This window comes from Paenibacillus albiflavus (assembly GCF_004344915.1).
GTDB lineage: Bacteria > Bacillota > Bacilli > Paenibacillales > NBRC-103111 > Paenibacillus_AM > Paenibacillus_AM albiflavus.
In genome coordinates, this window is sequence record NZ_SKFG01000004.1 from 184151 (window position 1) to 208983 (window position 24833).

Consider the following 24833-nt stretch of genomic DNA (forward strand, 5'->3'; position numbering starts at 1 on the left):
AAATGGACATTACACATGCTTTAGTTGCTTTGATTATTGTCCTTGCCTTGGCTGTTCTGATGTTATCAGCTTATATCATCTATACAAGGCAGAGCCTGTCTAGAATGCTGAAGGTTTTGGATGATATAGAAAAAGGGAATCATAACCGCAAAATTTTGCTCAAAGACAAGGAAGCAATTGCAGATATTGGCTATAAGATCAATGATATTGTAGACAACTACAATGCTAGATTTATCGAGCTGAAAGAAGCGGAGAAGGCCTATAAGCAGCTGCTCACCAGCCTTTCCCATGATGTCCGAACACCCTTAACTTCTTTGATTGGATATTTGGATGCCATTCACAATGAAGTGGTTAAGGGCGATGAAAAGGATAATTATCTAGATGTAGCCCGCAATAAAGCATACAATCTAAAGGAATTCGTGGATATTCTGTTCGAATGGTTCAAGCTGGATTCCAAAGAGCGAACATTTCAATTTGAGAATACGGATATCAATGAGTTAACAAGAGATATACTGACAGACTGGATTCCTGTATTTGATAACAACCGTATCGCTTATGAAATCCATATTTTAGATACGGAATGTCAAATTTCACTTGATCCAAACGCCTACACCCGCATAATGAATAATCTCATTCACAACATGCTTGAGCACAGTGGAGGCGATCGGATCGAGATTGGCGTACATTGCAATCATGATGTTGTTACAATCACGATTTCGGACAATGGCAAAGGAATCGAAAACAAGCATTTGCCTCATGTATTTGATCGACTGTATAAATGCGATGAATCCCGTACCTATATAGGTAACGGGTTAGGTCTGGCCATCGTAAAAGAACTTGTATCTGCTCATCAAGGGAAAATATCGGTTTCGAGTATTCCAAATGAAAAAACGACTTTTACCATAAATCTGCCTCTGATCAAAGCTCTGTGAGAAATCACAGGGCTTTTATTATTTTGGTGTAAAGCTAGAAAAAAACAAGATTTCGGCAAGGTTTTGGCAAGGTTTATCTTCTATACTAAATTTATTAATAGAATAGCAGGTGAAAACAATGAATGATTTCATAATCGAATCGAAGAATCTTACGAAGAAGTACGAGGACCAAATAGCGGTCAATAATGTGAATATTCATGTGCGAAGCGGGAAAATCTACGGCTTGCTTGGAAGGAATGGTGCGGGTAAAACGACCATTCTGAAGATGATTTTGGGACTTACGAATGTTACCTCTGGTGAAATAAGCGTTTTCGGCCAAAGGCTGCAGGGTAATCAGCGAAGTATCTACCCTCGCATCGGTTCTATGATTGAATCACCTGGATTTTATCCTAATTTGACGGGTACAGAGAACTTGCAAATTTTCGCCAAATTGAGAGGCACACCCAAACCAAATGTCGTTCAAAGTGCTTTGGAAGTCGTGGGGTTGCCTTACAGGGATAAAAAACTGTTTTCCAATTACTCGCTTGGCATGAAGCAGCGATTGGGGATAGCCAATGCGATTATGCATGATCCAGAACTCCTTATTTTAGATGAACCGACTAACGGGCTTGACCCTATAGGTATCGCAGAAGTTCGGGATTTTATAAAGGATTTGAGCGTCAAGAAACAAAAAACAATCATCATATCGAGCCATATTCTTTCTGAAATTGCGCTATTGGCAGACGATATCGGTATTATCCATAATGGTGTTTTACTTGAGGAAAGCAGCTACGCAGAACTCGAAAAGAAGAACAGTAAGTATATCCTGCTGCGTGTTTCTTCTGCCTCGAAAGCAATCTGTATATTGGAGCAGCAATTTGGTATTTCCAATTTTGCGATTGACGATGATCATACGATCCGACTTTATGGTTTGGAGCATCGTATGGTCGACATCAACAAGGCGCTAATGATGAACGATATTGGTGTAATGGAAGTTCAAGCCTGTAATGAAAGCCTGGAGGATTACTTCAAGAAGATTACAGGAGGTGAAGGCATTGCTTAGTCTAATTCATACGGAAATGTTGAAACTGAAAAGAAAAAGAATGCTATGGGTTATGTTTGGCATTGCGGCTGCAATGCCTGCTCTTATAACTTTCTATGCATCAGGCATCTCACGGGAAAATTCCCTTATGGACAGCTTTATGGACTTTTACAAAATGTCTCTCGGATATATGAACATTCTGATACTTCCTTGTATGTTAGGTATTTTGGGAACCATGATTTTTACGGATGAATACAAAAATGACACGATGAAGCAATTAGCGGTAGTACCTGTAACAAAAATCGAGCTGCTTATTTCTAAAATCGCTATGCTCTTTATTTTGTCTACAACGATCATGCTTTTTACCGGTGTGCTAAACGTGATAGGCGGATTTATTGCGGGTGGTTTTTCTGACATTAACGGAACCCTCATATTGCGTGTATTTTCACTTTGCCTGATTAGCGGTTTATTAACGCCACTTGCATTGATGCCTGTGGTTTTGGTCATTGTGATTTCGAAAAAGGGATACATCCTTCCGATCAGCTTAAATGTAGTCTATGTTTTTCTTGGGTACATCGCAGCATCCTCCCTTGTCGGGATTCACCCAATTTCAAGCCTGATGAAAATTGTGTGGCACAATAATAAGGAAGGTGTCCTATTGGACGGAAGTTTACCGATGAGTATGATCAACATTGCTGCAATCGCGCTTGTGTGCTTTGCAACATCGGCATTATTTTTGAAAAGGCGGTTAGATTAAATGTTGACTCTAGTCAAAATGGAAGTCCTCAAACTAAAACGGTCCAATATTTTCCGTATTGCACTGCTGATTTTACTATTACTTACAGGAATTATTGTCATGCAAGGCTCCATGCTGCACAATGGGGTACGCTTTTTTGATTCGCCAGGTTGGCTTTTGGAAGGGGCGCTATCCTGGGGGACATTTTATATTTTTCCAGCCATTTTCTCCTTGCTAGGAACTTATATGATAAGCAGAGAGTTTCAAGATGGAACAATGAAAATACTGCAGACCATTCCAGTTGATATGAACAAGCTTATAAAGGCGAAGCTTTTCACATCCTGTATCATGTCTATCATTCTATCGATAACGTTATTTATTTTGATTCTTATAAGTGAAATGATATTACATGTGCATCAGCTGTCAATCGACCTAATTCTAGGTTATTTCATACAATATTTGCTTCAAGGGATCGGGATCTTTATTGCCATTACTCCGATTATTGCGCTAACGGCCATTTTTCAAAAAAGCTATTTGCTTTCAATCGTATTTGCAATCATCTATTCCTTCATGGGCATATTTGCTGCCAGCTCCAAGCTGCATAGCATTTACCCTATTTCTGCAGTATTTGTGTTCTCGGGAGCGTACCCGGTTACGGGGATGGCATATTGGTTAAGCTGTCTGAGTCTACTCGCTACCTTGGCAATAGCATTGATGATGCTGAAGCGTATAGGGGTGTATAAAGAAAAATTTTAATAATAGTCTAGTCATTATATTGAAACCTTTCGCAACAACCTTCCGTCTATTTGTGTAGATTATGGTAAATCCTAGTTTACGAGGAGGAAGATGATTGTGAAATTATTGAAAATGGCTAGTACAGTGGCAGTCGCATCTGCATTGCTGCTGTCAACTGCTGCTCCTGCGGTTATGGCCGCAAGTACAGAGGTATCAACGTCAGAGCAAACAATGATCATAGATTATCCAGATGGGAAAACTCAGCGAGTGGTAGAGGCGAAGTTATCCAAGGAACAAGCAATCGAAATCGCAAATAAATACATCCAGATTCCAAGCGATTATAAGCTACAGTCTGCTAATTTGAACTCCGATTGGAGCAATAGCGGAAGTTCTAGCTCATGGTATCTTAACTTTACGAAGCAAGATGGCGAACGAACCGTTGGGGGCATTAGTGTGAATATCGATGGGAATACGGGCCGCTTGCAGAACTATAACAGCTATGTAAATGATCCGGAATACAAACCTAGCTTCCCGCCAAAAGTGAACTTTAATAATGGGAAGGCGATTGCAGATAAGTGGCTTTCAAGCATAAATCCCAAGGAATATGAGCAGATCAAGTATAATGATCGCTATGAAGAAGCAGTTAAACCGCCCCTGGACGGCAATGTTCAATATAACTACTCGTATGTTCGCTTGGTAAATGGCGTTCCATTCCCGCAAGACACCGTGTCGGTTAATGTGAATGGCGATGGTCAAGTGGTGAGCTATTATTCGAATTGGACGCCGAACGTTAAATTTGAAGCCAAAGATAATGTCATACCACTTGCCGATGCGCTTAAGATTTTCCGTAATAAGTCGCAATTATCTTTGCTTTACCAGCTTCCTTATCAAGTTCAAGGGGAGAAAAAGCCTTATACGGCCTATATGATGGATACGTTCATGCTGAATGCAAAGTCGGGTGAGTGGTGGTCTCCGTATGGCGATACAATCGCACCAAGCATGGACGATAAGCCGATTTCGGATAAACCGTTAGGTAATAAGCCTGCCTCGAACTTAAAGCTGACGAAGGATGATGCGATTAAGAAGGTTGAGCAGTCCTTTACCATCCCACAAGGATACACCTTGCAGAATGCTTCCTATAATGAATATTTTAATCCAGAAAATAATGAGAACATGAGCAACTGGAGTTTAAGCTGGAGTTTATCTGCCCCGGACAAGGAGCTAACCAAGAGACGGGTTGATTCAATGGTCTATGCGAATGTCAATGCAAGCACTGGCGAGATAATGAACTACAATTACTATGTGAATAATTATGATCCACTTACAGGCACTACTGCTCCAGTAGAAGCGAAGATAACGGTAGACCAAGCGAAGACGAAGGCGATCGAGTTTGCCAAGAAAATGGTTCCATACTATGCGCATGAATTGGTACTAGCGAATACACAGGACCCACAGGTCCTATTGAAAGATAAGAATGCCAGAACGCTCGAATTTAACTTTAAACATGTCAGCGATGGGGTAACGATTGGCTACAATAATCTGACTATCTCAATTGATAAAGAAACAGGAGAGATCACGAATTATTACGCTAACTTCTCTTTGACTGAGTACCCTACGAAGAAGCCATCGGTCATTACCCTAGATAAAGCCAAGGATCTGCTCTTGTCGCAATATGATGTTGAGCTTGCTTATGTAACGGAGCAGAAGCCAATGCTGTTAAACGATCAAAGGTATGCGCTAATGGTAGCATCTGGTGAGATTAAACCGAATACAGAGGTATCAAAGACACCTGAAGCGAAGCTTGTTTATCAATTGGTTTCCAAATATCAACGTGAGCCATTCTTCCTAGATGCGATTACGGGTACTTGGAAAAGCATGTCCACTGGCGATCAGATTTCCCTTGATAAGGTGAAGGTTGTTGATATCGATAATCACTGGGCTAAAGAGGCTTTACAGCTGATGCTCGATTATCAAGCGCTCGATATTAAAAATGGCAAGGTGTCACCTGATGAATCGATAACGAAGGGCGAAATGGTCAAAATGCTGGTCATCACGATGAACGGCGGCTATTCTCCTGACTTCTATGCTATGGCGGCAAGAAAAAATTCTTTTGCTGATGTAACGAATCAAAGCAAGTATTTTGCTTATGTAGAAACAGCGCTTGACCGTCGCTTAATTGACAAGGCCGATAAATTCAATCCTGACCAAAAAATGACGCGTGATGATATGGCAACCCTTATCGTTCGTGCACTCGGCTTCGATAAGCTTGCGCAATTCAGCTCCATGTTCAATACAAGCTTCACAGATGTTGCAGATGTTAAGAATCAAGGGGCAGCTGCAATCGCAATAGGACTTGGTATTATGACGGTGGACAATGGGATGTTCAATCCGAAGAAAGAAGTAACACGTGCAGACGCTGCAAGTGCCTTCTACCGTTATTTACAGAAGCGTTCGCTCGTTCAAACGAATTACTAATCGTTATAAAAGAAACAGCAATTCGGGGATTAGCCGAATTGCTGTTTTGTGCTTTATTCCCTTGTGATACAATAGACGATAAAATGATCAACCTGGGAGAAGGAAGGGAAAGAGAAATGCCGCAAGACAGCAAGTTGTACATTGAGGATATTATGAAGGCTAGTCATGCTCTAAGCAAAGTGATTGATCCTTCGCCGCTTCAGCGAAATGAGTTGTTATCCAATAAGTATGAATGTAATGTCTATTTAAAGCGTGAAGATTTGCAAGTTGTCCGTTCCTTCAAGATTCGTGGCGCGTATAATGCGATCCATCAATTGTCGGACGAGCAGCGAAATAGCGGGGTCGTATGTGCGAGTGCGGGCAATCATGCACAGGGTGTAGCTTATTCGTGCAAATTATTAGGAATTGAAGGCAAAATATTCATGCCGACAACGACGCCAAGGCAGAAAATTTCGCAAGTTAAGTTTTTTGGCGGTACGAATGTTGAAGTTATTCTTGTCGGCGATACCTATGACGATTCCTTCAATCAAGCAATCGCCTATTGTAAAGAGCATGGCATGGCATTTATCCATCCATTCGATGACAATGCGACGATCGCGGGACAAGGCACGGTTGGCATGGAGATGATGAATCAAATTCATGAAACACCTGATTATGTCTTCGCAACGATTGGCGGCGGAGGTCTGGCGGCAGGGATCGGCTCTTATATTAAAAGCGTCTCTCCTTCAACGAAGCTGATTGGCGTAGAACCAGAAGGTGCGGCTAGTATGAAGGCGGCATTCGAGAGCGGTAAAGTAGTGAAATTAAAAACGATTAGTAAATTCGTTGATGGTGCGGCGGTTAAGCAGGTAGGTGAGATCGCCTATCAAATCTGCACCAAGGTACTTGACGATATTACCGTCATTCCTGAAGGAAAGGAATGTACAACCATTCTTGAATTATATAATAATAATGCGATCGTAATTGAACCTGCGGGTGCATTGCCTGTTGCTGCGCTTGATGCCTACAAGGAACAAATTCGCGGTACTACAGTTGTGTGTGTCATTTCAGGTGGGAATAACGATATTGATCGGTTGCAGGAAATCAAAGAACGCTCCATGATTTATGAAGGACTTAAGCATAATTTTGTGATTGATTTCCCTCAGCGTGCAGGCGCTTTGCGCGAGTTCCTGGAAGAAGTGTTAGGACCAACAGATGATATTACACGATTTGAATATATGAAAAAAACGAATCGAGAAAATGCGCCGGCAATCGTAGGGATCGAGCTGAAGAATCGCGATGATTATGAAGCGTTGATGAAACGGTTGTCTGAGCGAGACTTTGAATTTATTGAAATCAATAAAGATCCGCAGCTCTTCAACCTGCTTATTTAGAACGAAATAGCTATTCCATTAGACTGTTCTTTAAGAAGTGAGACTCTTCTTAAAGAACAGTCTTTTTTAGTTTCTTTTTACATAATAAAGGGAACTCCACTGCATACTACCAATTAGGCTGTACTTATGATTTGGAAAGATTCGAACCTTATTGAAGTGGAGGAGATCATATGAAGAAGCTAATTAAATATTCGTTCTTGCTTGTGATTGTACTGTCTCTTGTATTGTCTGGTTGCGGTGGTGCCAAACCGAGCCCGACATCTGAGGCGAATCCATCGCCTGGTGCTTCACCTGGAGGTGCGGCTGGCAGCGGCAAGGACTTTAAGTTCGGTATGGTGACCGATGTTGGTGGGATTAATGATAAGTCGTTTAACCAAAGCGCATGGGAGGCACTACAGAAGCTTGGCAAAGATACAGGTGCGAACGTCAAGTATTTACAAAGTAAATCAGATGCTGATTTTGTACCGAATTTGAATCAATTCGTGAAAGGTAAGTACAACCTGACATGGGGGATCGGATTCATTATTGAGAAAGCGCTGAAGCAGGTAGCTCAGCAGAATCCTGATGCGAAGCTAGCCATTGTAGATAATGTTGTCGACCTGCCGAACGTGACTTCCGTTACTTTTGCTGAACAGGAAGGTTCATTCTTAGTTGGGGTTATTGCGGGTTTAATGACTAAAACGAATAAGATTGGCTTTGTAGGTGGAATGGATATTCCCGTGATTAAGCGTTTTGAAGCGGGATTTAGAGCAGGAATTAAAGCGGCAAACCCACAGGCGCAGCTTATTACGAACTATACAGGAACCTTTGATAAACCTGACTTGGGCAAATCCGCGGCTGCAACGCTCTATAACGGTGGGGCTGATATTATTTTCCCTTCAGCTGGCGCAACAGGCAGCGGTGTATTTAATGAGGCTAAGGATCGGTCCAAAGCAGGTAAAAAAGTATGGGTTATTGGTGTCGATAAAGATCAATCAGTTGAATTCGGCACAGATATTACATTAACATCCATGATCAAACGTGTGGATGAGGCGGTATATAAGATTTGTAATGATATGATTGCAGGCAACTTCAAGGGCGGTCAAGTAACGAATCTTGGACTTAAGGATAATGGCGTTGGAATTGCAGACAACTCGAATATTAATGTGCCAGAGGATGTTCTTAAGAAAGTAGAAGAATACAAAGCCAAAATCATTAGTGGCGAAATTAAAGTGCCAGACAAGTGATCGATCCGAAAAGCATGACAGTGGCAGGTGTGATATGAGTACAAACGTACCGGTTGTGGAATTATTAGGGATTACGAAACGATTTCCAGGTATCGTAGCAAACGATGCGATTTCACTAAAGCTCCATAAAGGTGAAATTCTTGCCTTGCTAGGTGAGAACGGTGCGGGTAAATCTACGCTCATGAATATTCTGTTCGGACTGTATCAGCCTGATGAAGGTGAAATCCAAATGAATGGCAAGCCAGTCATTATCGATTCGCCCAATACAGCCATTTCATTAGGGATTGGAATGGTGCATCAGCATTTTAAGCTAGTACAGCCGTTTACAGTTACTGAGAATATCGTGCTCGGCATGGAGCCGCGCAAAGGAATGAATATCGATTATCAAGCTGCTACGCGTAAGGTTAAGGAGTTATCCGAGCAATACGGCCTCAGCATTGACCCGAATGCCCGGATAGCCGATATCTCTGTTGGGATGCAGCAACGGGTGGAGATTGTAAAGACGTTGTTTCGCGGGGCGGACATTCTCATTTTTGATGAGCCGACAGCCGTACTCACACCACAGGAAATTGAGGAATTGATGGCGATTCTGCGGAAGCTCGTGGCAGAAGGAAAGTCTATCATTCTCATTACGCATAAGCTGAAGGAAATTATGCAGATAGCGGATACGGTAACGATTATTCGTAGAGGCAAGGTAATCGATACCGTAAAAAAAACGGAGACGAATACACAGCATTTAGCGGAGCAAATGGTAGGTCGCAAAGTATCGTTTCAAGTCGATAAGAAGCCGTCGCAGCCTAAACTTCCGGTGCTGGAGGTTAGAGGTCTGCATTGCCATGGTCCTCGTGGAGAAGAAGCGCTAAACGGAATTACATTTGGTGTTCGCGCTGGAGAAATATTAGGAATTGCAGGCGTTGACGGTAACGGGCAGAGTGAACTAATTGAGGTATTAACAGGCCTGCGTAAGTCGTACCGAGGGGATGTTGCGATTAACAGTACGAACGTAACGAATTGGTCTCCTAGGAAAATTACGGAGTCAGGATTAGCCCATATTCCGGAGGATCGGCATAAACGAGGGCTCGTACTCGATTTTAGCGTAAGTGAGAATTTGGTGCTGGAGACGTATTTTTACCCGCAATTTAATAAGAATGGATTGCTTAGTTATGATGCGATTGATCGGCATGCTGAGAAGTTAATTGAACGTTACGATATTCGTACACCGAGTATTCATAGCGTCATAAGATCATTGTCTGGCGGCAATCAGCAGAAAGTGATAATTGCACGTGAGATCGAGCGGAATCCAGAGCTGCTCATTGCTGCACAGCCTACACGGGGACTTGATGTTGGCGCGATTGAGTTTGTCCATCGGCAGTTAATTGAACAACGAGATAAAGGCAAGGCTGTACTGTTGATTTCATTTGAGCTTGATGAAATTCGGAACGTCTCTGATCGGATAGCGGTGATCTATGAAGGTCAAATCGTTGGCGAAGTCATGCCGCATGAAACTACGGATCAAGAGCTTGGTTTAATGATGGCTGGCAGTAAAGAATCTAAGGAAGGCGGGGACAAGCATGGGTCGACTCATTAAAGTGACTTCTGGCAATACAGTGCTTGTACCGCTTATTGCTATTTTGCTTGGGCTGCTGACGGGGGCAGTCGTTATGCTCATCGGCGGATACAATCCAATTGTTGCTTATGCTGCGCTCTTGGAGCGTGTATTTGGCAATATCTATGACTTTGGCGAGACAATCAGGCAGATAACCCCATTAATTCTAACAGGCCTATCCGTTGCTTTTGCATTCCGTACAGGTCTATTCAATATTGGCGCAGAGGGACAGTTCATTCTGGGCATGACAGGTGCAACGCTTATTGGTGATCAAGTAAGCTTGCCTGCTTACATTCATTTGCCTTTAGCGATTATTGTAGGCGCACTGCTTGGTGGATTCTGGGGCGCAATAGCAGGCTGGTTAAAGGCAAAGCGTGGTGTAAATGAAGTTATCTCGACCATCATGCTCAACTGGATTGCCTTGTATCTGGGCAACTATATTGTGAAAGCCTTCTTGCTGGAACCCGGTATGCAGGATTCACGCATCATCAAATCAACTGCTATATTATCGGTGGACTGGCTTACCAATCTATTCGATGGGGCTAGGGTGCATTGGGGTATACTTATTGCGCTTCTGGCTGCTTATGCATTTTATTTAATTCTCTGGAAAACCAAACAAGGCTTCGAGCTGCGAGCTGTTGGCTTAAATCCATATGCTGCTGAATATGCAGGGATGAATGTTGGTAGGAACATTATGAAGGCGATGTTCATTGGAGGCGTATTCGCCGGACTTGCGGGAGCTTTTGAAATTCTCGGTGTGTTCCACTATCAATCGATTGCATCAGCCTTTCCTGGTTACGGATTGGATGGAATTGCCGTATCCCTGCTTGGAATGAACAGTCCACTTGGCGTCGTCCTCGCAGCTTGCTTATTCGGTGTCCTGACTTATGGTTCGGCAGGAATGAGTTTTGCCGCAGATGTGCCGCCAGAGCTCATTCGAGTCGTGATCGGTGCCATCATTTTCTTTATCGCTGCACAGGCAATCGTTCGTCTGATTATTGCTCCGTTCTATGCGAAGCGGAATAAAGCACAAGGGGGAAGTTAGAGTGGAATTTCTGAATTTGCTAGGACAGACCATTAATATTACTTTAGTTTTCTCAACAGCATTAATTCTGGCGGGCTTAGGCGGTGTATTCTCCGAACGTTCGGGTGTCATTAATATTGGACTTGAAGGCATCATGATTGCGGGTGCATTTGGTGCAGCTGTGTTTAGTTATTATGCGGAGGATGCAGGAATGGGAGAGTTATCTCCATACATAGGACTCCTAGCAGCTATTCTACTAGGAGTTATTTTTGCGTGGATACACGCGATTGCCTCCATTCGATTCAAGGCAAATCAGGTGGTTAGTGGTGTCGTGATTAACTTTCTGGCGTTGGGGATGACCGTCTATCTTGTTAAGCTGCTGTTCGAAGGCTCAGGCCAATCTCCTACGCTGCAGTTTGCGTTTACGAAGCTTACGATTCCAGGCGTGACGGATATACCGTTCATTGGAACTGTATTACATGCTTACCCGACGACGTATTTGGCGATTATTCTGGTGTTTATCGCCTACTATGTGCTGTATCGTACCCCTTTTGGACTCAGACTTCGGGCTGTAGGAGAGCATCCAAGCGCTGCAGATACCGTTGGTGTTCAGGTTCTGCGTACACGTTATATTGGGGTGTTACTATCAGGCGTGTTAGCAGGTCTTGGTGGAGCGACAATCACATTAACGACGACTAGTATGTTCTCGCATAATACGATTTCGGGTCAAGGATTTATTGCCATTGCTGCGATGATTTTTGGCAAATGGCATCCAGTGGGCGTGTTTGGTGCAGCATGCTTTTTTGGACTGTCGCAAGCGCTGAAAGATTTGCTTCAAATGTATGGCTTATCGAATTGGATTCCATCTGAATTCATCTACATGCTTCCTTATTTGTTTACCGTACTCGTTCTAATTGGTGCAGTAAGTCGAGCTTATCCACCCGCAGCGCTTGGAGAGCCATACGATCCTGGTAAACGTTAAGTTACTGAATCAACCGACTTGCTTTTCTCATGAGACCCATTAATAAACAATGAATAATAAATACGTAAATCATAGTAGCAATGACAAGTAAACCTCCAAGTATAGGAGCAGCGAACACAAGAAAGAAGGATGCGATGAATCCAACGAATCCCCAGATGTAGAGCTTCCATCTCAGTATCGCTGTCTCCATCAGTTGATGTTCGTCGCGACTTAAAGCGACTTCGGCAACTCCTTTGCACAATTGATAAATAAGCATTAAGTTGACGATGCCAGAAGCGATATTTATTAGATTGAGAAGATCGAAGGTGCTGCTTATGTCTTTGCTTGGGGTGTAGATCTCGAAAATAGACAGTACAAGCAGGATGATGGAGAGCGTTCTAGAGGTGGCGAATCGATCACTATATTCAATTAAGCGATTCAAGCCGATGATAAACAGAATATAGCTAATAAAAGCCGGTGGGATATTAAATCCATATACGGGGAAGCTGATTAAGCGAAATAAGAAGCCCCAGAATAAATATTGAAACCCCATTAACTATTCTCCTTTCCACGGTGGAAGCTGTGAACGCAGCATATGTTCGATATTGTGCAGGCTTGTGCTTATGCGTTTTAACCAGATGAGTGCAAAAATAACAACTATGATAGCGGAAATTGGGAGAATGAGGTAAATTATTATCATAAATATAGTGGATATAATGCTCATATCAATACCTCCTTAATTTTATTAATATCTGAATATTAAGACAATTATAACATAAAGCAGCTTTCTTAATGTAATTAAACGATGTTAATTACAAAAAGAAGACTGCATTTTAATTTATCGTTTGTATACGGTACTGTGAAGGGGAAATGCCATGCAGACGTCGAAATTGTTTAGAGAAGTACAATGGATCATGGAATCCGACAGACAGAGCAACTTGCTCGATTGTCAGGTCCTCTCGTTCACGCAGTAAGCGACGACCTTGATCGATTCTAAGCTTGAGAAGGAAAGTGACAGGAGTTTCGCCTGTATGCTGCTTGAATAGGCGAGATAGATACGCTCTGTTGTAGCCCACGCTTTCCGCCATCGTCTCCATGGTGATTTCCTCTGCATATTGCGTAGTCAGATAATGAATCGCTTGCCTTACGATGCTTTCTGCAGGTGTTTCTGGTGGAGAAGCAGTGACGATTGAGCTGCTTCCTAATATTTGTCCATATGCGGACAATAGCAAATAGAGCTGACCTGCGGCTTCATAAGGGGAATAGGCATCTTTGTTGTAAAACGAAGTCTGAATTTGTTCAAACCGTTTGGCAATCTTCCATTGATTGTTGTGATGTGCAATGGGCTGTGTCATCGTAAATCCGACACTACTAAGCAATTGTGGCACGCTGCTTCCTTGAAAAGCAACCCAGTGATAATGCCATGGTTCCTGCTCATCGGCAATGTAGGAGACAAGCTGTTCAGGTACGATGAGGAAGCTATCACCTGCATGAAGCTCAAACTCTTGTCCGCCTGTGCAATAGATACCACGTCCTGCAATGACATGATGAAGCAGGTAATAGCTATGTACCTTGGGTCCGACCATATGTCCTGGCAGTGTACGGCTGACGCCTGCGAACAGAACATGCGGATCGCTATACAACTCAGGGTAGGGATTGGACGAAACGGAATATCCTTTTTCAACATGTGACATATGATCATCTCCCATCCATTCGATTCTCTTTATTGTACGATGATAAATCACATTTTTCCATATGGACCTAACAAGATTCCATTGGGGAGCTAGCGGCGTTCTTGTATACTAAAATTATTACAATAGATGAATCAAATGTTCGATTCTAGCTGGAGGTAAGTACGATGCTAACGAAAGATTTAAAGAAGCTGCAAGATGAATTTATTCAACTATATGGCGGCAATTATGCTGATATTGCTGTCTACCGCGCACCAGGAAGAGTCAATTTAATCGGTGAGCATATCGACTATAACGGCGGGTATGTGTTTCCTGCGGCACTCACTTTCGGTACGACACTGCTGCTTCGTCCACGTCAGGATCATGAGCTGCATATGGCTTCAACGAACTTTCCTTATAAATTACAAAAATCCTTGTATGAGCTAGCTTATGATGCAAAAGATGACTGGACGAATTTTCCTAAAGGGATTATCGTCATGCTTCAACAGCAAAGCGTCTCGTTCTCGCATGGTTACGATATGTTGTTCCATGGTGATATTCCGAATGGGGCGGGCTTGTCTTCATCTGCTTCTATTGAGGTGGTTACTGCTTATGGTCTGCTCGATCAAATTGGGGTCACCATGAGTCGGACGGACATTGCCCTGCTCGCTCAAAAAACAGAGAATCAATATGTAGGCGTCATGTGCGGCATTATGGATCAGTTTGCAGTCGCACAAGGGAAAGAGAATCATGCCGTTCTACTTCGCTGCAGCGATTTGGATTATCAGCATGTGCCGTTTGACAGCGGAAGTTACAAGCTGATTATCGGGAATACGAATAAAAAGAGGCAGCTTGCCGAATCAGCCTACAATCAACGCAGGTCCGAGTGTGAGCAAGCAGTAGCTATTCTGCGTGAGAAGGCTGCGGAGTATCGCGAATTGCAAGTGCTGTGTGAATTATCGCCAGAGCAATTCGCGCAGGTAGAAGCATTAATAGAAGACGAGATTGTGCGCCGTCGTGCGAAGCATGTAGTAGAAGAGAATGCCCGTGTTCTTGCATCAGTAGATTTATTGCGTAAGGGAGATTTGGCGGGGTTCGGCAAGCTCATGTTGCAGTCGCATGCATCATTAAGGGATTTGTACGAGGTATCCTGTCATGAGCTCGATGTCATCGTGGATACAGCGATTACGATTCCAGGCGTGCTTGGCTCTCGCATGACGGGAGCGGGTTTTGGCGGATGCACAGTATCGCTTGTGCATGAAGATAACGTTCAGACGTTCATTGATTTTGTGGGTAAAGCTTATAAAGAGCAAACGGAGTTCGTAGCAGATTTCTACGTCTGTGACATTGGTGACGGCGTAAATAGAGTGGAGGCGTAAAATATGGCAATTCTAGTTACAGGCGGAGCAGGGTATATAGGATCTCATACAGTAGCAGAATTACTCGCTCGTGGTAAGGAAGTTGTCGTCGTAGACAATTTACAGCAGGGTCATCGTGAGGCAGTCATTGGCGGTACACTAGAGGTTGGTGACCTACGTGATGCTGATTTCATGGCAGAAGTATTCCGTAAGCATAAAGTTGAAGCGGTGATCCATTTTGCGGCGAGCTCCTTAGTGGGTGTCAGCATGAAGGAGCCAGGCGAATACTACCATAATAATGTTTACGGTACGTTATGCTTGCTTGAAGCTATGCACAAGGCAGGGGTTAACAACATTGTATTCTCCTCCACAGCGGCGACTTATGGTGAACCTGAGCAGGTACCGATTAAAGAAACTGATCGCACGCAGCCAACGAATACGTATGGAGAAACAAAGCTGGCGATGGAGCGAATGATGCATTGGTACGATGTTGCTCATGGCGTGAAGTATGTGTCGCTGCGTTATTTTAACGCGGCGGGAGCACATGCGAGCGGACGAATCGGTGAGGATCATAGTCCAGAGACTCACCTGATTCCACTAGTGCTGCAAGTGGCGTTAGGGCAACGCGAGCAGATCTCGATCTTTGGCGGCGATTACGCGACGCCAGATGGCACTTGTGTGCGCGATTACATCCATGTCAGCGATCTCGCTGACGCGCATCTGCGCGCACTCGGGCGTTTGCTGGACGGCGGCGAGAGCGCCGTCTACAATCTCGGCAACGGACGGGGCTTCTCCGTCCGTGAAGTGATTGAAGTGGCCCGCGAGGTAACGGGCCACCCGATTCCGTCGGTCCTGCTGGACCGACGGGGAGGCGACCCAGCGGTGCTGGTCGCCTCAGCTGACCGAGCTCGCACGGAGCTCGGTTGGATCCCGCAGCAGCCTGAGCTGCGGGATATCATTGCGAGCGCTTGGCAATGGCACAGCGCGCATCCGCACGGCTACCGAGGGTAGCTTACATGAAGAGTCGCCGCTCCCCTAAAGAGCGGCGAACTCATTTACTACCTGGGAGGGCTACAGACGATGAAATCATCACCCGCTTCGACGACAACTATCTCGGCTGAACATGCCGCATTTGCGGTTGAACAGTTGATACAATATGCGCTTCATGCCGAATTACTCGAAGCAATTGATAGTGTTGCAGTACGAAATACCTTATTAGCTGAGCTGAAGCTAATCGCACCATATGAAGGTGCTGCTATAACTGAAATGGATCAGCAGCCAAAAGACCCGCTCCGCATATTGGATCTATTGCTTGACTATGCTTCACAAGAAGGAATCATCCCGTATAATACGGTCACCTATCGGGATCTATTCGATACAAAGCTCATGGGTCTATTAATTCCTAGACCATCTGAGGCTATCCGTAAGTTCCGCTCGAAAGAACAAGAATCTGGCATACAGGCCGCTACGGATTATTGGTATAAACTTGCGATCGATTCTTGCTATATTCGAATGAATCGAATTGCCAAGAACAAGGTGTGGTTTACTTCTACTCCATACGGCAAGCTGGAAATGACGATAAACCTGTCCAGACCTGAGAAGGATCCGAAGGAAATCGCAATGATGAAGAACGTTGTTCAGACCTCTTATCCCAAGTGTTTATTATGTCTGGACAATATGGGCTATGCAGGCAGATTGGATCATCCTGCTAGACAGAATTTGAGAGTCTTGCCGCTTGAATTAACAGGTACAGACTGGTATCTGCAATATTCACCTTATGTCTATTACAACGAGCACAGCATTGTATTTAGCGGTAGACATGAAGCGATGCGCATTACACCGCAAACATTCAATCGACTGCTGGAATTTCTGGATGTGTTCCCGCATTATTTTGTTGGATCGAATGCAGACCTACCGATTGTCGGCGGCTCGATTCTTACACATGATCATTATCAAGGCGGGAAACATTGCTTCCCGCTTCAGGAATCACCGATCATCCTGTCATTTAAGCATTCGGAGTATGCAGAGGTGCACGGGGGAATCGTTCAGTGGCCGTTATCCGTCGTAAGATTGGCAAGTACAAGCAAGGAGCAGTTATATGCAGCTGCCACGGCCATGTTGAGCAGTTGGAGAGGTTACAGCGATTCTTCCGTCGGTATTTACGCCTTTAGCGAGGAAACACCGCATAATACAATTACCCCGATTGCTAGACGCAATGAGACAGGAGAGTACGAGCTCGATCTCGTATTGCGCAACAATCGCACAGATGAACAGCATCCAGAGGGAATATTCCATCCGCATCGCCACCTGCATCATATTAAGAAAGAAAACATCGGTCTCATTGAAGTGATGGGCCTAGCTGTACTGCCTGCTCGCCTGGATACAGAGCTTGGTCATATTGAAGACGCATTGACTGGCAAACAGCAGGTAAGCAGTTTACTTGAACAATTGCCGCTTCATGCCGAATGGATCGTAGAACTAGTGGAACGCTATGGAAGTGAGCTATCGATCATGCAGGCACAAGAGCTTTTACAGCAAGAGGTAGGGCTTAAATTTCTGGAGGTACTTACGCATTGCGGTGTGTATAAGCAGGATGAACAAGGCTTAGAAGCATTTACAGCATTCATGAATCATTGCGGGTATCATCTTATTTAAAGTAGCGTTCGGGTAACGATAAAGTAAAAGACTTGGATGGTGAACGAATGAAGTGGTTTAATGCCAAAGAAACAATTTATGCTTTGTTAACCGGTGTCATTGTTGGAGGCTTGTTCAAATTACTCGATTTTCCGCTGCCAGCGCCACCTAATTTTGAGGCATTCATGGGGGTACTAGGTGCTTGGATCGGTATGGTGTTAGCACGTAAGCTCTCCAAGAAAGGCGGTAACTAACATGGATTATATGCTTGCCTTCAAGTCTCTTATAGCTGGGATTGCAATTGGATTTATTTTTACGAAGCTCAGGCTTCCAATTCCAGCGCCACCACTTTTCTCTGGAATCATGGGGATCTTCGGTGTTATTCTGGGTGGCATGATCGTCAGTTTGTTCCTATAAAATAAAACAGCGGTGGCAATCGGTTCGATCGCCATCGCTGTTTATGCCGGATTCAAATGCCGTTCCATTAACGTCATTAATAAATTGACCCCAACTTCATTTTTAACCCCTTCAGGGATGATGACATCAGCATGCTTTTTGGAAGGCTCAATGAATGCATCATGCATGGGTTTGACCGTTGTCATATATTGCTTACAGATCGAATCCAGTGAACGTCCCCGCTCATTCATATCCCTTACAACACGTCTTAGAATTCGAATATCCGCATCTGTATCTACGAATACCTTAACGTCCATAATCTCACGAATGATTTCTACTGATAAAATATGCAAGCCTTCTACAATAATAATAGGCTTGGGCAAAACACGAATGGTTTGCTCGGCGCGCTCATGCTTAACGAAATCATATACAGGTACTGGAATTTCTTCGCCATTCTTGAGTTGTAATAATTGTTCAAGCAATAATTCATTATCAAATGCCAGAGGGTGGTCATAATTGATATGAGCACGTTCTTCTGGAGATAGTTCCAGATGATTCAAGTAATAATTATCCTGTGAAATAATAACTGCTTTATCAGAACCGAGCTGCTCAGCAATCGATCTTGCTACAGAGGTCTTGCCAGAGCCAGTTCCTCCTGCGATTCCTATGATTAACATATAACCGTCCTCTCCTAGTTGCTAGAAGTGCATACTTTCGTAGTGTATCAAAAAAAGCACCTTTTTAACAAACAGCAAATTATACAAGAAGAAAACTAGATTATTATACATGACATAAAAGAGGTTTGAATCCGTTATAAACAGAATAATGAATATTGTAGGGGATATCTGGTATATGAGGAGAGGGAGCAAGATGGAGGCAAACGGGCTTATTCCGAGTAAAGGGCTAAACGCTGAACAGCTTAGGGCAATTAAAGAGTTGGCGCATATATGCAATCAGCATGATCAAATTCGATTAAAGCTCAATTGGGATGCGCTTGAATTGCGAAATCGGGCTGAAACGAATGACTGGCTCTATTACAAGGATGGGAAACTAGTCGGATTCCTTGGTTTATATTATTTTTCAATGGCTGAGGCTGAGTTTAGCGGGATGGTCCATCCTTCGTATCGTCGCCAGGGGATATTCCAACTGATGGTCAATCAAGCAAGGCTTGCCTGTTTGCTTAGAGGCTTTCCCAAAATGATATTCATGAATCAGCGTGGTTCCACAACGGGGAGAGCATTCTTAGCGGAGTATGGAGCAAGGTATCTATTCTCGGAGCATTGGATGGAATACAATGTAAATTTTAGCGAGTACATAATTATTCCTAAGCGTGCAGATTTGCTGCTGCGCGAAAATATCGATCATGAAGATGATCTCGAAACCTTAATCAGAATTCAAACATTAGGTTTTGGAATGGATGAAGAAGATGTACGAGATCATCTCATGAATGCTGCCAATAATGCGCATACGACAACTTTGATCGTCTATTACAATGGATTTCCTATAGGAAGCATACGCTATCAGAATTTTACTAACGTTTCTTTCATTTATGGATTCTGCATACTCCCTGAATATCGCGGGCTAGGAATTGGGCGCTATACACTCCTAAGTGCAATTAAGCGCATTCGCCACGAAGTTCCACAATACGATATCGTTCTTGAAGTTGAGGTAGAGAATAAGCATGCACTTGAGCTGTATCAATCCTGCGGATTTTATATTGATAATATTAACGACTATTACGTAATGGACCTTTCTTGACCTGATACAAGAAAAATTGCAAGATGCAGAGACAAGCAACGAAGAAGCCCATCGGTGCTAAGGTAATCCAAGGATAAATCCGCAGCTTAGGCAACCCGAATGTAATAAGCGAGAACCACTCACCTGTTGTAGTAAGAGGAATTACGATTCCATCATCCCACTTTAATAATTCACCACCACCGATGAAAATATTAACGATTGCCAATTGTCCCATTAGAAATAGCACTTGAATGAACTCCGTCACGAAAGTATAGAACATTTCGGTTCGTAGATTCGGGAGCAGATGCTTGCGTATCCTAAAACCAACAGATGCTCCAAGCAGTGAAGAAGATTCCATGTAAAGCTTCTCACTATAGAAGCGTGCACGTTCGCTAAATTGATAGGCAAGAGGAAAGCTGCCGATGAACGTAACCATGATCACAAAAATAAGAAGAAAAATGATTTGATTCGGGTGATTAGCAGCTAAACCAATATCAATCCGCAGCGCAGAATAAATAATCACAAGCGGCGGAACGATGAACAGTAGCGGTGGCAATGATGTGCTAATCCAATTTAATGAAGCCAGAAGTGATCTGCCTTTTCCAGTTACACCCGAGTATAAGCCCGCAGGAATGGCAATGATAAAGCGCAGCAACGTAATGACGAGAGCAACGCCCAATGTATATTTCATACCATTAAGAATCAGACTGAGCATATCGAAACCGCGAACTTCTGTTCCTAGCCAGTAAAGACGATTAGGACCGAAAGGAGGGGATATTTTGGTATGAAGATTCGGATTTGGGTGATCGATATAGAAGAGCTGGTCTTCAGGCGATATACCATGCGGCATTAACCATTTACCTGAAATGGCAACTACAATCATGAGAATCATCAGCAGCCATGCAAGCAAGTAGGGGATACGGTATTTACTCATGTTTAACAGCCTCCCCTGTATGAATGACTAATTTAGTACGCAACCATGCAAAAATGAGATGCATCAAAATCGTGAATACGGCTAGTATCAAGCAAATGGTTGACATCGTATCGATGGAAGCAAAGTACTTGCTTAGCGCATATCCGCCTACACCCAGAATTAAGCAAATCATCTCCACAATAATCATGGATGTCACAGCTGCAGTTGTTGCTCTTGGCAGAACTGCGAATAAGTCCTCCATAACGTTGCGAAGAATGTGTCTGAATAGAACTTGTTTACGCGTGAGCCCTTTGGAATAGGCTGTGGTAATGTACGGATCTTGTTCTTCTCGCATGATCGCAGAACGAATTGCACCATAGATTAGAACAGAAGGCATGCACATAACTGTTAGAAGTGGTATGACAAAAGGAACTTCTGTGCCGACTTGAGCGATTAGCAGGAATCGACCATCCGTAAATCTAGTAATGAATATGACCATTAATTGCAGTAACACGATAATGACAAAGTCAGGCAACAGCATGAGCAGTTTATGGATGAGATCAATCCCATAGCCTAGCTTTTTATATAGAGATGCTAGAATGGCGAATAAGAAACCAAATACAATACCCAGCAATAGCCCAGGTATTAAATAGCTAAATGAAATTTGCATCATCTGAGGTATTTTATCCGCTAACGCATATTCCTTGTGGCCTGGTTTGCCGTATACAGTTCCCATATCCCCTTTCATTAGCTTGTTGATTTGTTCGATTAGACCTATGCCATACTGCTTGAATGAAAAGCTTGGCATACCCGAAAGCGGTTTGATGTCTAGCACACCAGGAATTACCTTAAGAAATTGAATGGTTTGTGCCATTTCACCAATTGGAACACGAATTTCATTCTTGGCATGGTTCTCGATTTCGATGCTCGGCAGGTGTTGTTGGATCTCTTCCAGTGTTATGGGTGTAATAACGCTTAATTCAAGTTGCAGTCGTTCAGTTGGTTCAATTATAATTCCTTTATGTAGATTACCTAATAGAAAGATTATTATGATTGCACTCAGTGCTGAGAGGATGTAGATCCATTTTTTTGTCATGTAGGTTCCCTCCTTGCAGATTATAGCGAATAAGGCTATTATATATGTTTTTATAAAAAATAGAATATTATAGCAAAAAACTGTTTTGGTAATTTTTATTAGGGAAAGGTTGGGGATTAAACATGAAAATGAGAGTTTCGGCTGTACAATACCATTTACATACGATTGCAAGCTTTGATGAATTTGCCGCTCAGGTGGCGCATTATGTCGCTATGGCGGAGGAATACGAGGCAGAATTTGTGCTGTTTCCAGAATTGTTTACAACACAACTGCTGTCTATAGGAGATGGTATGGGAAAAGCTCTGCCTATAACAGCTTTACCTGGCTTTACAGAGGCTTATATGAATTTATTCAAAGGCCTGGCAATGAATAAAGGGATGCATATAATCGGTGGTACACATATTATAGAAGAGGAAGGCAAGCTATATAATGCTGCGTTTTTGTTCTATCCAGATGGACGTGTCGCGGAGCAGCGCAAAATTCATATCACACCTGCAGAAATTAAGGAATGGAATATGGGGGCTGGCAATGGCCTTGAGGTTTTTGAAACGGATAAAGGTCGTATTGCCATCCTGACTTGCTATGATATGGAGTTCCCAGAAATCGTTCGGATGGCTAAAGCGAAGGGAGCCGATGTGATTTTTTGTCCTTCTTGTACAGACGATCGTCACGGTTTCCATCGCGTGCGTTATTGCTGTCATGCGCGTACGATTGAGAATCAGGTATATGTTGTAGTTACGGGAACTATAGGGGCGCTACCAACCGTTGATTCAATGCGCGGAAATTTCGGACAGGCTGCGGTGCTTACGCCTAACGACGTTCCATTCCCTCCGCGTGGGGTTCTAACAGAAGGTGAGATCAACAGCGATATGATAATCACTGCTGATCTCGATTTAGCATTGCTAGAAGAAGTACGACTTCGCGGAACCGTTACAACTTGGCGGGATCGTCGTACTGATTTATACATAGATTGGAAATAGCAAACATTCGATTATACATCCAGATGCGTGGTACAATTATAGAGCGAGCACTGCCATCCATCATTTGTTTGGTGCAGAATTGTGAGTGAGGTATTTCCAATCCCTGCCACTTTGACGTTAAGGCTTGGTATCAATTTATTCAGCGTGGTACGAATTAAACCGCCATGTGTGGCGATCAAGATTTTCTTGCCTTTATGCGTAGCTGCGAGCTCTTCAATCACTTGCTTGCCTCGTGTGCCAAGAGCTTCATCATCTTCGAAGCCAAGATCAAGGTTCTTCCAATCGTTCCCCCACTTGGCAAACCGCTCAGATGCGGTTGTACCCTCGATTTCACCGCAGAAGCGTTCACGTAGACGAGGTTCGATCAGGACCTCAAGATTGATCGCTTGTCCGATCATTTCAGCCGTATGTCTGGCACGAGATAAGTCACTAGCAACAAGTACGTCCCAATGCTCTCCAGTTAAACGACGAGCAATCGCCTTAGCTTGAGCAATACCTTGTTCATTAAGCGGGATATCGGAATGTCCTTGCCATCTGTTCTCGACATTCCAGTCCGTAATTCCGTGTCTAATGAGTCCAATTGTTGTCATCATGGGGCTTCACTCCTTTGTTTTATATAGTATAACATAGATGGAATTGCTTATTAGGGCAATCGCAGGTAGGAGGTTATGCAGGTAATGGATGATCAAGATCCCTTGAAGAAAGATCCACAGAAACCCAAAATCAAAATTATCCGTTTTGGCGCTAAAAATAAAACAGTTGTCATTACAAGTATATTGCTCATTCTTTTCCTATTATTTTTGCTGATTTTCGGCCTGTTCTTCTTTGTTCAAGTCGGGATTTTTAAGCTGGTAGGTGTGGAATATACGTCATGGAGTGCAGCCATAGGTTTCCTTGCTATGTTCTTCATGTTTAAGATAGCGATTAAGATTGGCGTGTTTGCGTTCAAAATTTTTAGCTTCGGCTTATTCCGAAATTCGATGGCAAATGGTAATCCGTCAGCAAAGCTTATCGGCAGCTTTACCAAAGGCCTGCTTCAGCCAAGTAAGTCGACTCGTTTTCTATTCGCCTTGTTTCGAATAGTCGTTGATATTTATGTGGTACACATGATCGATGAATGGATGCCAGAGGTGAACCTATCCAATTTATCAGAGGTTCTGCTTGTGTTAGTTGTATTCTTGCTTGGTCAATTGTTTAGCATCAAGCGTAGAGGCGTTTTCTGGATTCGTAAATGATATGGAGGCATGTTACCAATGAACTTGCGGTCGCCAGGCTATAACAAAACTTTATATGTATATGATGATCGCCTGCCGAAACGGGCGGTCATTCGCAACTATAAGGAATCCGATTTTCAGGAATTAATTGAAGTGCAAAAGGAGAGTTTTCCTCCTCCGTATCCTGCAGAATTACTGTGGAATGAACAGCAGCTTGCGAATCATGTTCAGCTATTTCCGTTAGGCGCATTATGTATCGAGGTTGAAGGGGTTGTAGCTGGATCGATGACGAGCCTGCTTGTGAATTTTGACCCGAAGAAGCCGCAGCATACTTGGGCTGAAATAGCAGATGACGGCTATATTCGTACACATGATCCGAATGGTAATACGCTTTATGTTGTCGATCTTTGCGTTCGGCCGGCTTATCGCAAATTGGGACTTGGTCAGATGCTGATGCAAGCGATGTATGAGGTGGTCGTTCAGCTTGGCTTGCAGCGATTGCTTGGAGCAGGCAGAATGCCGAAGTATCATCAATATGCTAATGAGATAAGTGCGAATGTCTATGCGGAGCAAGTACTTGCAGGGAAAATTCATGACCCCGTCATCAGTTTCTTGCTGCGCTGCGGCAGAACACCGCTTGAAGTCATACCGAACTATCTAGATGACGAAGAATCCTTAGGACATGCCCTGCTTATGGAATGGCGCAATCCGTTTAAATCTAGTTCATAATCTATTTTTGATAAAGG

General features: G+C 43.4%; 25 protein-coding genes. 19 read left to right on the plus strand and 6 right to left on the minus strand.

The window, feature by feature from the left end:
* Positions 1–2: 2 nt before the first annotated feature.
* The 10 genes from E0485_RS07275 (at position 3) to E0485_RS07320 (ending at position 12110) form a co-directional block, all read left to right on the plus strand.
* A complete protein-coding gene (locus E0485_RS07275; RefSeq protein WP_132417316.1) occupies positions 3–932 on the plus strand; it encodes a sensor histidine kinase in 930 nt (309 codons plus the stop codon).
* 118 nt (positions 933–1050) lie between these two features.
* A complete protein-coding gene (locus E0485_RS07280; RefSeq protein WP_132417317.1) occupies positions 1051–1974 on the plus strand; it encodes an ABC transporter ATP-binding protein in 924 nt (307 codons plus the stop codon).
* Positions 1967–2710, plus strand: a complete 744-nt coding sequence (locus tag E0485_RS07285) for an ABC transporter permease (RefSeq protein WP_165921104.1) — start codon at positions 1967–1969, stop codon at positions 2708–2710. The genes E0485_RS07280 and E0485_RS07285 overlap by 8 nt, the downstream gene beginning before the upstream one ends.
* Positions 2711–3445 (plus strand): ABC transporter permease, encoded by a 735-nt coding sequence (locus tag E0485_RS07290; protein ID WP_132417319.1) that lies wholly within the window; start codon positions 2711–2713, stop codon positions 3443–3445.
* 96 nt (positions 3446–3541) lie between these two features.
* Positions 3542–5899, plus strand: a complete 2358-nt coding sequence (locus E0485_RS07295; protein ID WP_165921105.1) for an S-layer homology domain-containing protein — start codon at positions 3542–3544, stop codon at positions 5897–5899.
* Positions 5900–6015: 116 nt separating this feature from the next.
* A complete protein-coding gene (gene ilvA, locus E0485_RS07300; protein WP_235857452.1) occupies positions 6016–7272 on the plus strand; it encodes a threonine ammonia-lyase IlvA in 1257 nt (418 codons plus the stop codon).
* Positions 7273–7442: 170 nt separating this feature from the next.
* Positions 7443–8498, plus strand: coding sequence for a BMP family lipoprotein (locus tag E0485_RS07305; RefSeq protein ID WP_132417321.1), 1056 nt, complete (start codon positions 7443–7445; stop codon positions 8496–8498).
* Positions 8499–8532: 34 nt separating this feature from the next.
* Positions 8533–10086, plus strand: a complete 1554-nt coding sequence (locus E0485_RS07310; protein ID WP_132417322.1) for an ABC transporter ATP-binding protein — start codon at positions 8533–8535, stop codon at positions 10084–10086.
* Complete coding sequence (locus tag E0485_RS07315) at positions 10070–11149, plus strand: ABC transporter permease (RefSeq protein ID WP_132417323.1); 1080 nt, start codon at positions 10070–10072, stop codon at positions 11147–11149. Before E0485_RS07310 ends, E0485_RS07315 begins: the two co-directional genes overlap by 17 nt.
* Position 11150: 1 nt before the next feature.
* Positions 11151–12110 (plus strand): ABC transporter permease, encoded by a 960-nt coding sequence (locus E0485_RS07320; RefSeq protein WP_132417324.1) that lies wholly within the window; start codon positions 11151–11153, stop codon positions 12108–12110.
* 1 nt (position 12111) lies between these two features.
* Here E0485_RS07320 and E0485_RS07325 read toward each other — a convergent pair whose 3' ends face one another.
* Together E0485_RS07325 and E0485_RS07330 are read right to left on the minus strand one after the other, a co-directional pair.
* A complete protein-coding gene (locus E0485_RS07325) occupies positions 12112–12642 on the minus strand; it encodes a hypothetical protein (RefSeq protein ID WP_132417325.1) in 531 nt (176 codons plus the stop codon).
* A gap of 280 nt (positions 12643–12922) precedes the next feature.
* The gene (locus E0485_RS07330; RefSeq protein WP_132417326.1) at positions 12923–13783 is read right to left on the minus strand and encodes an AraC family transcriptional regulator; all 861 of its coding nucleotides are present in this window, start codon (positions 13781–13783) and stop codon (positions 12923–12925) included.
* 164 nt (positions 13784–13947) lie between these two features.
* Here E0485_RS07330 and E0485_RS07335 point away from each other — a divergent pair, with 164 nt between their 5' ends.
* From E0485_RS07335 to E0485_RS07355, 5 genes are all read left to right on the plus strand, one after another.
* Positions 13948–15138, plus strand: a complete 1191-nt coding sequence (locus tag E0485_RS07335) for a galactokinase (protein ID WP_132417327.1) — start codon at positions 13948–13950, stop codon at positions 15136–15138.
* A 3-nt stretch (positions 15139–15141) separates the two neighbouring features.
* Positions 15142–16128: a UDP-glucose 4-epimerase GalE gene (gene galE, locus E0485_RS07340; RefSeq protein WP_132417328.1), complete on the plus strand. Its 987-nt coding sequence runs from the start codon at positions 15142–15144 to the stop codon at positions 16126–16128.
* Between the two features lie 69 nt (positions 16129–16197).
* Positions 16198–17772 (plus strand): UDP-glucose--hexose-1-phosphate uridylyltransferase, encoded by a 1575-nt coding sequence (locus E0485_RS07345; RefSeq protein ID WP_132417329.1) that lies wholly within the window; start codon positions 16198–16200, stop codon positions 17770–17772.
* Between the two features lie 47 nt (positions 17773–17819).
* Positions 17820–18005, plus strand: coding sequence for a DUF1427 family protein (locus E0485_RS07350; RefSeq protein WP_132417330.1), 186 nt, complete (start codon positions 17820–17822; stop codon positions 18003–18005).
* A 1-nt stretch (position 18006) separates the two neighbouring features.
* Positions 18007–18168: a XapX domain-containing protein gene (locus E0485_RS07355; protein WP_132417331.1), complete on the plus strand. Its 162-nt coding sequence runs from the start codon at positions 18007–18009 to the stop codon at positions 18166–18168.
* Between the two features lie 41 nt (positions 18169–18209).
* On the opposite strand, the gene udk is transcribed toward E0485_RS07355, so the two are convergent.
* Positions 18210–18824 (minus strand): uridine kinase, encoded by a 615-nt coding sequence (udk, locus tag E0485_RS07360; RefSeq protein ID WP_132417332.1) that lies wholly within the window; start codon positions 18822–18824, stop codon positions 18210–18212.
* Between the two features lie 193 nt (positions 18825–19017).
* On the opposite strand from udk, the gene E0485_RS07365 reads away from it, so the two are divergent.
* Complete coding sequence (locus tag E0485_RS07365; protein WP_165921106.1) at positions 19018–19905, plus strand: GNAT family N-acetyltransferase; 888 nt, start codon at positions 19018–19020, stop codon at positions 19903–19905.
* On the opposite strand, the gene E0485_RS07370 is transcribed toward E0485_RS07365, so the two are convergent.
* Positions 19874–20818 (minus strand): ABC transporter permease subunit, encoded by a 945-nt coding sequence (locus tag E0485_RS07370; protein WP_132417334.1) that lies wholly within the window; start codon positions 20816–20818, stop codon positions 19874–19876. The genes E0485_RS07365 and E0485_RS07370 overlap by 32 nt on opposite strands.
* Positions 20811–21893 (minus strand): ABC transporter permease subunit, encoded by a 1083-nt coding sequence (locus E0485_RS07375; protein WP_132417335.1) that lies wholly within the window; start codon positions 21891–21893, stop codon positions 20811–20813. The genes E0485_RS07370 and E0485_RS07375 overlap by 8 nt, the downstream gene beginning before the upstream one ends.
* Before the next feature lie 122 nt (positions 21894–22015).
* Between E0485_RS07375 and E0485_RS07380 the strand changes: the two genes are divergently transcribed.
* Positions 22016–22873 carry a carbon-nitrogen hydrolase family protein gene (locus tag E0485_RS07380; protein WP_132417336.1) on the plus strand — a complete coding sequence of 286 codons (858 nt, stop codon included), beginning with the start codon at positions 22016–22018 and terminating at the stop codon, positions 22871–22873.
* An 11-nt stretch (positions 22874–22884) separates the two neighbouring features.
* Here the strand turns inward: E0485_RS07380 and E0485_RS07385 are convergent, their stop codons facing one another.
* The gene (locus E0485_RS07385) at positions 22885–23466 is read right to left on the minus strand and encodes a histidine phosphatase family protein (protein WP_328591282.1); all 582 of its coding nucleotides are present in this window, start codon (positions 23464–23466) and stop codon (positions 22885–22887) included.
* A gap of 84 nt (positions 23467–23550) precedes the next feature.
* Here E0485_RS07385 and E0485_RS07390 point away from each other — a divergent pair, with 84 nt between their 5' ends.
* Both E0485_RS07390 and E0485_RS07395 read left to right on the plus strand, forming a co-directional pair.
* Complete coding sequence (locus E0485_RS07390; protein ID WP_165921107.1) at positions 23551–24108, plus strand: YrvL family regulatory protein; 558 nt, start codon at positions 23551–23553, stop codon at positions 24106–24108.
* Positions 24109–24126: 18 nt separating this feature from the next.
* Complete coding sequence (locus E0485_RS07395) at positions 24127–24816, plus strand: GNAT family N-acetyltransferase (protein ID WP_132417338.1); 690 nt, start codon at positions 24127–24129, stop codon at positions 24814–24816.
* Positions 24817–24833 lie beyond the last annotated feature (17 nt).

What these genes read in the sequence shown, in the direction of transcription:
- E0485_RS07315 (WP_132417323.1), top strand. Translation starts at nt 10,070, where the DNA reads ATGGGTCGACTCATTAAAGTGACTTCTGGCAATACAGTGCTTGTACCG.
- E0485_RS07370 (WP_132417334.1), bottom strand. Translation starts at nt 20,818, where the DNA reads ATGAGTAAATACCGTATCCCCTACTTGCTTGCATGGCTGCTGATGATT.
- E0485_RS07375 (WP_132417335.1), bottom strand. Translation starts at nt 21,893, where the DNA reads ATGACAAAAAAATGGATCTACATCCTCTCAGCACTGAGTGCAATCATA.
- E0485_RS07355 (WP_132417331.1), top strand. Translation starts at nt 18,007, where the DNA reads ATGGATTATATGCTTGCCTTCAAGTCTCTTATAGCTGGGATTGCAATT.
- E0485_RS07280 (WP_132417317.1), top strand. Translation starts at nt 1,051, where the DNA reads ATGAATGATTTCATAATCGAATCGAAGAATCTTACGAAGAAGTACGAG.
- E0485_RS07385 (WP_328591282.1), bottom strand. Translation starts at nt 23,466, where the DNA reads ATGATGACAACAATTGGACTCATTAGACACGGAATTACGGACTGGAAT.
- E0485_RS07275 (WP_132417316.1), top strand. Translation starts at nt 3, where the DNA reads ATGGACATTACACATGCTTTAGTTGCTTTGATTATTGTCCTTGCCTTG.
- E0485_RS07325 (WP_132417325.1), bottom strand. Translation starts at nt 12,642, where the DNA reads ATGGGGTTTCAATATTTATTCTGGGGCTTCTTATTTCGCTTAATCAGC.
- E0485_RS07395 (WP_132417338.1), top strand. Translation starts at nt 24,127, where the DNA reads ATGAACTTGCGGTCGCCAGGCTATAACAAAACTTTATATGTATATGAT.
- E0485_RS07335 (WP_132417327.1), top strand. Translation starts at nt 13,948, where the DNA reads ATGCTAACGAAAGATTTAAAGAAGCTGCAAGATGAATTTATTCAACTA.
- E0485_RS07310 (WP_132417322.1), top strand. Translation starts at nt 8,533, where the DNA reads ATGAGTACAAACGTACCGGTTGTGGAATTATTAGGGATTACGAAACGA.
- E0485_RS07380 (WP_132417336.1), top strand. Translation starts at nt 22,016, where the DNA reads ATGAAAATGAGAGTTTCGGCTGTACAATACCATTTACATACGATTGCA.
- ilvA (WP_235857452.1), top strand. Translation starts at nt 6,016, where the DNA reads ATGCCGCAAGACAGCAAGTTGTACATTGAGGATATTATGAAGGCTAGT.
- udk (WP_132417332.1), bottom strand. Translation starts at nt 18,824, where the DNA reads ATGTTAATCATAGGAATCGCAGGAGGAACTGGCTCTGGCAAGACCTCT.
- E0485_RS07330 (WP_132417326.1), bottom strand. Translation starts at nt 13,783, where the DNA reads ATGTCACATGTTGAAAAAGGATATTCCGTTTCGTCCAATCCCTACCCT.
- galE (WP_132417328.1), top strand. Translation starts at nt 15,142, where the DNA reads ATGGCAATTCTAGTTACAGGCGGAGCAGGGTATATAGGATCTCATACA.
- E0485_RS07345 (WP_132417329.1), top strand. Translation starts at nt 16,198, where the DNA reads ATGAAATCATCACCCGCTTCGACGACAACTATCTCGGCTGAACATGCC.
- E0485_RS07365 (WP_165921106.1), top strand. Translation starts at nt 19,018, where the DNA reads ATGGAGGCAAACGGGCTTATTCCGAGTAAAGGGCTAAACGCTGAACAG.
- E0485_RS07290 (WP_132417319.1), top strand. Translation starts at nt 2,711, where the DNA reads ATGTTGACTCTAGTCAAAATGGAAGTCCTCAAACTAAAACGGTCCAAT.
- E0485_RS07350 (WP_132417330.1), top strand. Translation starts at nt 17,820, where the DNA reads ATGAAGTGGTTTAATGCCAAAGAAACAATTTATGCTTTGTTAACCGGT.
- E0485_RS07305 (WP_132417321.1), top strand. Translation starts at nt 7,443, where the DNA reads ATGAAGAAGCTAATTAAATATTCGTTCTTGCTTGTGATTGTACTGTCT.
- E0485_RS07390 (WP_165921107.1), top strand. Translation starts at nt 23,551, where the DNA reads ATGGATGATCAAGATCCCTTGAAGAAAGATCCACAGAAACCCAAAATC.